Annotated in this window: 1 rRNA gene; it reads right to left on the bottom strand. The window is 53.1% G+C overall.

Annotation, left to right across the window (positions count from 1 at the left end):
* Positions 1-2,886 (bottom strand): 23S ribosomal RNA (locus tag ACINLD_RS22190); the annotation flags it as partial.
* Positions 2,887-2,953: the final 67 nt, after the last annotated feature.

Here is a 2,953-nt window from a genome sequence, read left to right as displayed (position 1 = left end):
CCACACTTCCACCTCAGACCTATCAACCTGATCATCTTTCAGGGATCTTACTTCCTTAACGGAATGGGAAATCTCATCTTGAGGGGGGCTTCATGCTTAGATGCTTTCAGCACTTATCCCGTCCGCACATAGCTACCCAGCGATGCCCTTGGCAGAACAACTGGTACACCAGCGGTGCGTCCATCCCGGTCCTCTCGTACTAAGGACAGCTCCTCTCAAATTTCCTGCGCCCGCGACGGATAGGGACCGAACTGTCTCACGACGTTCTGAACCCAGCTCGCGTACCGCTTTAATGGGCGAACAGCCCAACCCTTGGGACCGACTACAGCCCCAGGATGCGATGAGCCGACATCGAGGTGCCAAACCTCCCCGTCGATGTGGACTCTTGGGGGAGATAAGCCTGTTATCCCCGGGGTAGCTTTTATCCGTTGAGCGATGGCCCTTCCATGCGGAACCACCGGATCACTAAGCCCGACTTTCGTCCCTGCTCGACTTGTAGGTCTCGCAGTCAAGCTCCCTTGTGCCTTTACACTCTGCGAATGATTTCCAACCATTCTGAGGGAACCTTTGGGCGCCTCCGTTACCTTTTAGGAGGCGACCGCCCCAGTCAAACTGCCCACCTGACACTGTCTCCCTGCCCGATAAGGGCAGCGGGTTAGAAGGTCAATACAGCCAGGGTAGTATCCCACCGATGCCTCCACCGAAGCTGGCGCTCCGGTTTCCAAGGCTCCTACCTATCCTGTACAAGCTGTACCAACATTCAATATCAGGCTGCAGTAAAGCTCCACGGGGTCTTTCCGTCCTGTCGCGGGTAACCTGCATCTTCACAGGTACTATAATTTCACCGAGTCTCTCGTTGAGACAGTGCCCAGATCGTTGCGCCTTTCGTGCGGGTCGGAACTTACCCGACAAGGAATTTCGCTACCTTAGGACCGTTATAGTTACGGCCGCCGTTTACTGGGGCTTCAATTCGCACCTTCGCATACGCTAAGCGCTCCTCTTAACCTTCCAGCACCGGGCAGGCGTCAGCCCCTATACTTCGCCTTACGGCTTCGCAGAGACCTGTGTTTTTGCTAAACAGTCGCCTGGGCCTATTCACTGCGGCTCTCTCGGGCTTGCACCCTAACAGAGCACCCCTTCTCCCGAAGTTACGGGGTCATTTTGCCGAGTTCCTTAACGAGAGTTCTCTCGATCACCTTAGGATTCTCTCCTCGCCTACCTGTGTCGGTTTGCGGTACGGGCACCTCTCACCTCGCTAGAGGCTTTTCTTGGCAGTGTGGAATCAGGAACTTCGCTACTATATTTCACTCGCCATCACAGCTCAGCCTTGATGGGAAACGGATTTGCCTATTTCCCAGCCTAACTGCTTGGACGCGGATATCCAATACCGCGCTTACCCTATCCTCCTGCGTCCCCCCATTGCTCAAATGGTGAGGAGGTGGTACAGGAATATCAACCTGTTATCCATCGCCTACGCCTTTCGGCCTCGGCTTAGGTCCCGACTAACCCTGAGCGGACGAGCCTTCCTCAGGAAACCTTAGGCATTCGGTGGAGGGGATTCTCACCCCTCTTTCGCTACTCATACCGGCATTCTCACTTCTAAGCGCTCCACGAGTCCTTCCGGTCTCGCTTCACAGCCCTTAGAACGCTCTCCTACCACTGTTCGTAAGAACAGTCCGCAGCTTCGGTGATACGTTTAGCCCCGGTACATTTTCGGCGCAGAGTCACTCGACCAGTGAGCTATTACGCACTCTTTAAATGGTGGCTGCTTCTAAGCCAACATCCTGGTTGTCTAAGCAACTCCACATCCTTTTCCACTTAACGTATACTTTGGGACCTTAGCTGGCGGTCTGGGCTGTTTCCCTTTCGACTACGGATCTTATCACTCGCAGTCTGACTCCCAAGGATAAGTCTTTGGCATTCGGAGTTTGACTGAATTCGGTAACCCGGTAGGGGCCCCTAGTCCAATCAGTGCTCTACCTCCAAGACTCTTACCTTGAGGCTAGCCCTAAAGCTATTTCGGAGAGAACCAGCTATCTCCAGGTTCGATTGGCATTTCACCCCTACCCACACCTCATCCCCGCACTTTTCAACGTGCGTGGGTTCGGGCCTCCATTCAGTGTTACCTGAACTTCACCCTGGACATGGGTAGATCACCTGGTTTCGGGTCTACGACCACGTACTGATGCGCCCTATTCAGACTCGCTTTCGCTGCGGCTCCGTCTTTTCAAACTTAACCTTGCACGGGATCGTAACTCGCCGGTTCATTCTACAAAAGGCACGCCATCACCCGTTAACGGGCTCTGACTACTTGTAGGCACACGGTTTCAGGATCTCTTTCACTCCCCTTCCGGGGTGCTTTTCACCTTTCCCTCACGGTACTGGTTCACTATCGGTCACTAGGGAGTATTTAGCCTTGGGAGATGGTCCTCCCGGATTCCGACGGAATTTCACGTGTTCCGCCGTACTCAGGATCCACTCAGGAGAGAACGAAGTTTTGACTACAGGGCTGTTACCTCCTATGGCGGGCCTTTCCAGACCTCTTCATCTACCTCGTTCTTTTGTAACTCCGTATAGAGTGTCCTACAACCCCAAGAGGCAAGCCTCTTGGTTTGGGCTGTTCCCGTTTCGCTCGCCGCTACTCAGGGAATCGCATTTGCTTTCTCTTCCTCCGGGTACTTAGATGTTTCAGTTCCCCGGGTCTGCCTTCTCATATCCTATGAATTCAGATATGGATACTGCTCCATTACGAGCAGTGGGTTTCCCCATTCGGAAATCTCCGGATCAAAGCTTGCTTACAGCTCCCCGAAGCATATCGGTGTTCGTCCCGTCCTTCATCGGCTCCTAGTGCCAAGGCATCCACCGTGCGCCCTTTCTAACTTAACCGTTAAAAAGAATCACTACAGAAAATTCTTGTGAATGTCTACTTTCGTTATCTAGTTTTCAAAGAACA

Source organism: Bacillus sp. z60-11, assembly GCF_046464135.1.
Lineage (GTDB): Bacteria > Bacillota > Bacilli > Bacillales > Bacillaceae > Bacillus > Bacillus sonorensis_A.
The sequence above is the reverse complement of the archived record's forward strand: the minus strand, read 5'-3'. Positions and strand labels throughout refer to the sequence as shown.